The organism is Streptomyces sp. NPDC002306 (genome assembly GCF_053593435.1).
Genome location: NZ_JBSFCK010000124.1, coordinates 1 through 2,611 on the forward strand (window position 1 = coordinate 1; position 2,611 = coordinate 2,611).

3 protein-coding genes and 1 pseudogene are annotated in these 2,611 nt (G+C 60.2%); 3 read left to right on the forward strand and 1 reads right to left on the reverse strand.

Annotation, left to right across the window (positions count from 1 at the left end):
- Window positions 1–986: hypothetical protein (locus ACWCQK_RS42290; protein WP_451164568.1), on the forward strand; the 986-nt coding region annotated here is incomplete at its 5' end.
- Window positions 987–1,222: 236 nt separating this feature from the next.
- Here ACWCQK_RS42290 and ACWCQK_RS42295 read toward each other — a convergent pair.
- Window positions 1,223–1,403: pseudogene (locus tag ACWCQK_RS42295) on the reverse strand (IS30 family transposase); the annotation flags it as partial.
- A gap of 230 nt (window positions 1,404–1,633) precedes the next feature.
- On the opposite strand from ACWCQK_RS42295, the gene ACWCQK_RS42300 reads away from it, so the two are divergent.
- Both ACWCQK_RS42300 and ACWCQK_RS42305 read left to right on the forward strand, forming a co-directional pair.
- Window positions 1,634–1,957 carry a transposase gene (locus ACWCQK_RS42300; protein WP_451164570.1) on the forward strand — a complete coding sequence of 108 codons (324 nt, stop codon included), beginning with the start codon at window positions 1,634–1,636 and terminating at the stop codon, window positions 1,955–1,957.
- Window positions 1,958–2,237: 280 nt separating this feature from the next.
- A complete protein-coding gene (locus tag ACWCQK_RS42305) occupies window positions 2,238–2,483 on the forward strand; it encodes an integrase core domain-containing protein (RefSeq protein ID WP_451164572.1) in 246 nt (81 codons plus the stop codon).
- Window positions 2,484–2,611: the final 128 nt, after the last annotated feature.

Sequence of the window (2,611 nt, forward strand, 5' to 3'; positions counted from 1 at the left end):
CCACCGAAGCAACCGGCGGCTACAACGCTCCCGACAAAGGCGCCGACTACGCCTACATGGCAGCCGAAGACGCCATCACCGGCACCATCACCGACGCCAACGCCACCGCCCTCGCCTCCGACCCCACCGGATACACCACACCCGAAGAAATCTTCGCCGCCCCCACCAACTGCCAAGAACTCAGCTGCCACTACGGCCACAACAACTACAACGGACGCGTCACCCCCGGCAGCGGTGCATCGACCGGGCTCTCCCCTATACCCGTCTTCGAAGCGGACGGGTATACCTGGCACTACCGAGGCGAGAGTAACGACCCCTTCTATGCAACCTACTGCGCAGAAGATGGCCCCTGCACATCCATTATCACCGGACACACCCTCGCCAACGGTCTCAGTGAACTCATCGGTGCCTCCACATCAATGGGGACACTCCCACACCTGCCAGCTACTTCTGAGGCGGTCTTTAGTAAGCCTCTGGGCCGGATAAGCGCTGCAGATTTGGAAACATATCAACGGTTTGCACAGGCTGACGCAGCTGCAATCGGTGCCGCAATGGACAGTGCTGGAGGTCAGCGGATATTTTATGTTGGTCCTTCCACTGTCACAACCACCCGCTTTTCGGAGACGATTCATAGCAATGCAGTCGCTGCTCGATTCTACCCCGATGGTAATATCTCATGGGATAGTAAAACGACTATCTTCGACCTAATGAATTTGGCCCTACCGGAGAATGCGCGACGTGGGTTCAATAATTCCGCTATAGCGACAGGGACGCACGGGACGGTCTTCGGTGAGTATGCCGTTGTCGCACCGTCATTCAATCTTCGAGATTTCGGATTGTATGAATCGACTAATGCGCACATGTTGGACCATGTCGTATATGATGCAGGTGATCCTACGGACTGGTCGGATTTTCAGGGTCGCGAAGCCGCGCTGGGGAATTCCGTACGCCAATGGTGCTTTAGTACGGCATCAAATATTAAGTGACGTTGTAGTAGTACTCTAGCCTGTGCCGCTACTGTGGTGCGTGGCAATTGCGGGTATTTATTTACGATCAGGAATTCACGGTTTGGGGCTGATAATATGCAAGGTTTCAGCCCCAAACCGCGGAGGGATGATGATTCGTCCGCGGGCAGTCCGGCGCTGCAGTCGTCGCGGCGTATGTGGTGGGTCATCAGGTAGCTTTGGGTGTTCTTCGGTGAAACCCATAGAATTCCGGAGCGTCATGATCTCTGCGAGCCTGCGGAGCCCGGTTTGCCGGATGCGCTGCGCTGACGGCGGCTGTTGAGGGCGAGTGTAACGGCTTCGAAGTCGTCTGATTGCCATCGGGATAGGTCCGTGCCTTTGGGAAAGTACTGCCGCAGGGTTCGTGCTCTCATTCGTGCCGCGTTGCCAGGGGCCGTGCAGGCCGCCGTTGCATTACCGGTAGTTCGCTAATTCCGGTGGTGCTGTGGGTTCACGGCAGGTCGGGTTGGTCGTGGGCCGGCGGTAGGGGTCAATTGCCGTGTTGGGGCTGAAGATGACTGCTCGCCGTCCGTGTCCGCCTGCGCCGGGTCTGTTGGAGGTGAAGCTTCCCCTTGATTGTGGATACCTGGAGACTGGGATCCTGAGGTTCCAGGAGGAAGTAGCACCAGGTGGGAAGCAAGTATATGAAGCGGTACACCGAGGAGTTCAAGCGGGATGCGATCGCGCTCGTCGATTCCTCGGGCAGAACGGTCACCGCCGTCGCCCGGGAACTTGGCATCAGCTCCGAGTCTCTGCGCGGCTGGTACCGCCGGGCGAAGGCGGACCGGGGCGAGAGCGAGTCCGGCGAGCTGACCAGCGCCGAGCGCGAGGAGCTCAGGCGGCTGCGCAAGGAGGTCCGCGAACAGCAGCAGACGATCGAGATCCTGAAAAAAGCGACGGCGACGGCCTTCTTCGTGAAGGAGAACGACCGGTGGATGAGCTGTACCGGTTGATCCATGCGGAGAAGGCGACCTACCCGATCGTCCTGCTGTGCGGTGCTGAAGGTCGCCCGCTCCTCCTCCTACTACGCCTGGCACGAGGGCGAGGCCGCCCGCCGTGCTCGGCAGGCCGTCGCCTCCACCCTCAACAACAGACCCCGCAAAACTCTCTGATGGAAGACCCCCGCCGAAGCCCTCAACGAGCACCTACTATCGCTCCAGGAAGCCAGTGTTGCGACGACCGGTTGAGTCCACGGAATATACGTCGATCCAGTTCCGCCACCGAACAGACAAGTTGAGGCTGCGGCAGAGCTGCGGGCGCACCGGATCATGCTTCGACAACGCTGCCGCGGAGAGCTTCTGGGCCCTGCTCAAGGAGGAGATCGGCACCCGTACCTGGCCCGACCGGGCCACCGCCCGCGCCGAGGTCTTCTCCTTCATCGAGTCCTTCTACAACCGCCGGCGCCTGCGCAAGCACCGGACTTTCGGTTACCTCACCCCGGCCGAGACCAGACAGCGGCAGCACGCCCTCGCGGCATAACGATCACGTGTCCGAGATCACGGGGAAACTTCAGTCACAGCTTCGTCCACGCCTCCGTCAGCGTCGCGCGCAGGATCTGCTCGATCTCGTCGAACGTCTCCTGGGTGGAGATCAGCGGCGGGGCGAGC